The 5144-nt window shown below is 51.9% G+C and carries 2 protein-coding genes; both read right to left on the reverse strand.

All coding sequences use genetic code 11. The annotated features are described in order from the left end of the window. Positions 1-2305: hypothetical protein (locus tag PHH49_08555; GenBank protein ID MDD5488989.1), on the reverse strand; the 2305-nt coding region annotated here is incomplete at its 3' end. A 463-nt stretch (positions 2306-2768) separates the two neighbouring features. After that, positions 2769-5144 (reverse strand): hypothetical protein (locus PHH49_08560; GenBank protein MDD5488990.1); only part of this gene is annotated, 2376 nt, incomplete at its 5' end.

Consider the following 5144-nt stretch of genomic DNA (forward strand, 5'->3'; position numbering starts at 1 on the left):
CGGCAAGATCTTGCTCTTTCCCGTTCACGGCCTGGTAAACCCATCCCGCTATAAGTCCCGCGCCCGCAAGGGACGGTACCACATTGCCTGCCCCCATGCTCTCGGGCATGAAGCCGGTCATTTCTTCTTCCGCGCTTCTCGCCGCCCAGGCCAGGGCAAGCGCTCCCAGCACCCCGATCGACCCGGACGAATATCCGGCGTTCATATACTCCCGTATACGCGAAGATATGCCCGGTGACGCTTTTTTCGCCTCAACAGCCAGCCGCCCGAGCGTGCTTTCGATGGTACCACCAACGACACGCGCTTCCCGCGGCATCCCGGAAAGCGTAGCCTTGATCGAACCCAGGGCCGCCTTCATGCGTCCCATGAATATCGCTCCCCTGTCCTCTCCGGCGGCCTCACCGACGCGTTCGACCCTCTCCCGCGTAACACGGTAAAGGTTGCCGTTGATATCAACGTCACACGCCTCACCTTCACCGGCCACGACCTTTATCCCGTCAAGCCTCCTGGAAAGCTCGTCAAGGTCCACAAGTTCCGCCATCCCGGCCCTTTTGGCCGGCATGCCTTCCCTCTCTTCCCTCACCTTTTCGAGCCACTCTCTTTTCTCGCGGTCTATCACTTCCGCTGTCTTCCCATCAAGGACGCTCTGCCCTATCGCGAACGCCAGCATATCCTCGAATTCATTTATGTCCCCAGTGTCGAAATACGCCTCGAGCGCGAGATCATATGCCCCGCTTTTCACGAGTTCCGAGTAAGGCCCGCGTTTTTTGGTAAGGATAGCCACATAAGGCCGGGGTTCATCTTTAAGCGTCTTAGGCATAAGCACCAGATACGACAGGTTCTTATCCTTCATAAGCTCCGTTAAACCGTCGGAATGGTGCCCACCCGATATAAGGGCCGCCACGTGTTTGCCCTCGTTCTCCATGGCTTTTATGGTATTGGCGAGCATCACGTTATCCCTCTGGCGGGCCACGTCATAGAATTTTATGGCACTGGAGGCGTCGGCTATCACCTCATCTATCCTGGCGCACAGTTCTTCCGCTTTGAACACGCTCCCGGTCCCGTCCTGTCCTACCACCCTGACGAGCGTTTCCCGGTCGATCCCGTTCATGTCGTTCCTGAGCACTTCGACTTCCCGTCCGGTCAGTTTTATCTCGAACAGGCACTTTAGGAGCTCGGCCGTCTTGACCAGCTTATATAGCTCTTTTTCCCTATCGGAAGAACAAAGGCCGTCCAAGAGGCAGGCCTCCACCCCGTCAAGTTCCGCTTGGAGCCCGATCACGTTCAGGCGCCTGTAACATGACGCGTACTCGGCGAACATGGAAAGCTGGGGATATCCCGACATATCCATCCCTCTTCCTTCCGCGAACCCTATGAGCCAACTATGGTACTCAGCCTGGTCTATCTTGCCGCTTTCGAAGGCAAGGGATTTTACGACAAGTTTTTCCACGTCTTCCCTGCCGCTCGTCCTCATTATGTTATCTATCAACACTTTGCGTTCGGCTGTCGCTTTGTTGAAGTCTATGCCTTTTTCAAGCTTAACGGTATCGGTAAAATATCTTATATTACGGCAGTTCTCCGTGGACACACCGGCCTCCACGCACATCTTCTCAAGAAAATCCCAGTATACGTCGAAACTTATCCTGTTATCACGGTGCAGCCTCAACTTATATACGAATTTTCCCAACACCGGGGAATATACGTCCTTTTCCCTGTTCTTCAGGCTGGTTATCAGGTCGTCCAACACCTCGATATTCGACTTGTTCTTTGCGTATATATCCCGGAATATGGCGAGGTTCTCGTTATATAATGCGTCTTCCTCCACGCCGTAAAGCGCGACATCCTTTTTTGACATTACGGAAAAGAACTCCCCGGCGGATATCTTTCCTTCCTTCATCAGGAAAGAGGCTGTTCGCTCTTTTATCCCGTCATCCGGAAAGGACCTCAAGATCGACGTGTCTATGTAGCCTTTACCGCCTTCCACAGCCACTATGTTTATCTCATAGTTATCCATAAGGTTCTTAAGGATATTCACGATGGAATATTGAGCAGACAAGGAGGAATGGTCATCCTGTATGTTAATGATTACGTCTTCGTACCCCTCCATGTTCTCCCGGTCGACTTGCGCCAGGTCTGAAGGCACGGTGATCTTCTCGAATTTTTCCTTATAGGATCTTTCGGTCTGTTGCGGAAGGTTCTTGACGGACGGGACTATTTCTCCCTGGGCCCACACTATTTGCTGGTGCGTGAAAAGCGTTACGACGACAACTGATATTATTTTTGTGAACAATATGTGTTTTCGCATGCCCGCCTTCTAGCTTTTTGTTTCGTTAATTACATATATATATAATAACATACTAATAAACCAAGTCAACTTCGTAAAACTGAATTTTTACAACTTAACATATTTATAAAATTATATTCAATTCACCCATAAATTTCTGGGATATATGATACCAGCAAAAATAACTATATTTTTTATATTTAACACAGACGTGGATCACATGACAACGTAAAACGCTTAACATATTATAGACTAATGAGTTATGGCAATCTGGTCCGGCCTGTTTTATGTCTTTCTGTTCTTTAACATGTTCCCGAAAAACAAGAACCGCCTGCCGCGACCCAAGGTCGCGAAAAGCGGTTCTTGTCGAGATACAGGAAGGTTTTTTGCATCTCTAGGGTTAAAGCATGTCAATACAATCGGATCTTATCAGCCCACCCCCTTTCGCGTTAATGCACATCAATACTTACTATCCCCACCCAGTTTATGCCGCGATCAGCACCCTATGGTACTGCTCGAGCTCTCTTTTCAGTTCCTGCATATCGAACTTTTCGATCGGTTTGAACACGAACCATCCGCCCTCACCCATCGACAGACCCAGCTCCTCAAGGAACGTCATGAACACGGCGAACTCTTCCGGGCTATCGCTCTTGTGCGCCAGAAGCTCTAGGGCGACATCGTAGACCTCGGCCGTTGCCAGACCCTCATATTCCATGAACACCACACCGCTCTTCATGACATCTTTATCCTCGTCACTACGCGGCCTTATCCTATCGACTATGGCCACCTGTTGCGGATCGTATTCACCCGCGTATCCCGACCTTATTTCCTCGAGCGACATGCTGTCCGCGTCTTCTTTGCTCAATATAGCGACATCAGAAGCCTTGAGCACATCGTCTATCTCCATCCTCTCGAGCGTTTCGGCCAATCTCTCCGTCGTAAGGGTCTTGCGGTCGTCATCCGCCAGCGCCAGTCTCACGTGGAGCTTTATCCCGGCGGACTTCACCCGTGTCCTGTGGGTTTCCACCAGCATCTTCAGTTCCCCGAGCGAATCCGCCCTGAGAAGCATTTTTCCCTTTGCGTTCGGATCGGCCGCGTAATCCATCGTCTTCGGGGAGATCTCCTTTATCCGCATTTTCCTCGCCGCGTCCGATATCTTGAGGTTATACGCGCTGAGTGAATTGATCTCGGTCATCATGACCGGCAGGCGCATACTTCTCATCACATCGCTGACCTCTTGCCTGAGCCTGTTGACTTCCTCTATATCCTCGGCGCTTATCTCGCCCAGGCGTCCGGTTATCTCCTTTATACGGTGTCCGTTCTCCCGTATGAAATTCCTGGCTTCCTCGTTCTCCATCTCCCTCACGAAATCGGTAAGAGCACGGCCGACGTTCTCGGCCCCTCCCACCTCCGCGAGGCTCAGCTTCCCGGACCACGGAGCGTTATATCCCCGCCTGATACCTTCCAGGAGCGCGAGGTTTTCCCGCTCCGTATTCCCAGCGGGCAAGGACACTACCCTGACCGAACCGATAATGAACTTCCTCCTGGTAAGCATATCATCCAGGGCGGCCTGCGTAAGGTCGCTTTCCACCCCGATGACGAAATTGACCGAACGACCTTCCTTATATCTTTCTACCGCCTGCCTGTTAGGCGCGTCGGCCGGGACCGTTATCCTTATCATGGTGCCAAGCGGGGCACCGACAACGTTATCAAGCGTCCTTATCCCGTCGGCCTGTGTAAGCTGGTATCCCATCCTGTCCTGCCGCTGCGATATCATATGTACCTCAAAAGAATACAGGCTGGAATAGAACAGCACGTTCTTTACTCCCCATCCCTTCATGCCCAGGAAATTAGCGGCCGCGCTCCTGTCCTTGGAAGAAGCCGGGAAATTCCCCCTGTGCCATTCTTCCATCTTGTCATTAGGTATCCCTAATCCTTTATCCGCAAGTATGACATCAAAGGTCTTACGGCCCGCGTTGTAGACCAGGCTGAAGCTTATCCCATTAGCGGCTATATCCCTTCTCCGTTCACGAGCTATATTCTGCCTTTCTTCCTCGGACAAAGACCCGAGTTCCTGTTCCATATTGTCCAACCGCTCATACACGGCATCGACCGCGTTGTCTATGGCGTCTTTTATACTGATAGTTATCTTCTCGAGCTGTATACCCGTAAATATACCGGTCTCGGACAAACGGTTGCGCATGGCATCCTGTATCCGCTGGGAAACCCTGGCCATAGCGTCTATCCGAGTGGCCCTGTTTATATAGCCATCTTTCGGGGCCACATAATTCAGCGCGAAGTCCTCCGTTACCAGGACTTCCGGATAGTGGATCGTTTCCGGCTCCGCCGGGGTACCGGCCATAGCCATCATTCTGACCATACCCTCGTTCCCGGTTGCCGGCATTATCCACGATCTCTCGGCGTCTATGCGAAGGGTCGGGCTTGTCACAATGTCCAGGATAAGTTCGTTCCTCTTCTTTATAAGTTCTTCCATGCCTTCTTCCGTAAGCTGCCCCTTCGCGCTCATAATGGCATATATGTCTTCCGAAAGAAGCTCCCTCTCGGCTATCATCCTTCCGATAATACCATCAATATCGGCCGTGATCTTTTCAAGCGTCTCGGCATCCGCGCCTTCCATGGTCCCCTTGAGAGCCGCCACCCGGGCGAGCATCCTTTCGCCGCCGTCTATCCCCCTGTCCAGACTGGCAAGTTCAGTGATTATATTCACCCTGAGATCCGCTTCGAAGGCGGGAAGCGCCTCTATGTCCGCCTGCGACATGTCCTCGAACCCGCGCTTCTCCCACAGGGAACGCCTGTTCTCTTTCCTATCCCTGAAATTCTTGAGGTCGTCACCAAGCAC

It is taken from the genome of Candidatus Omnitrophota bacterium, from assembly GCA_028715965.1.
Taxonomy (GTDB): Bacteria; Omnitrophota; Gorgyraeia; order Tantalellales; family Tantalellaceae; genus JAQUQS01.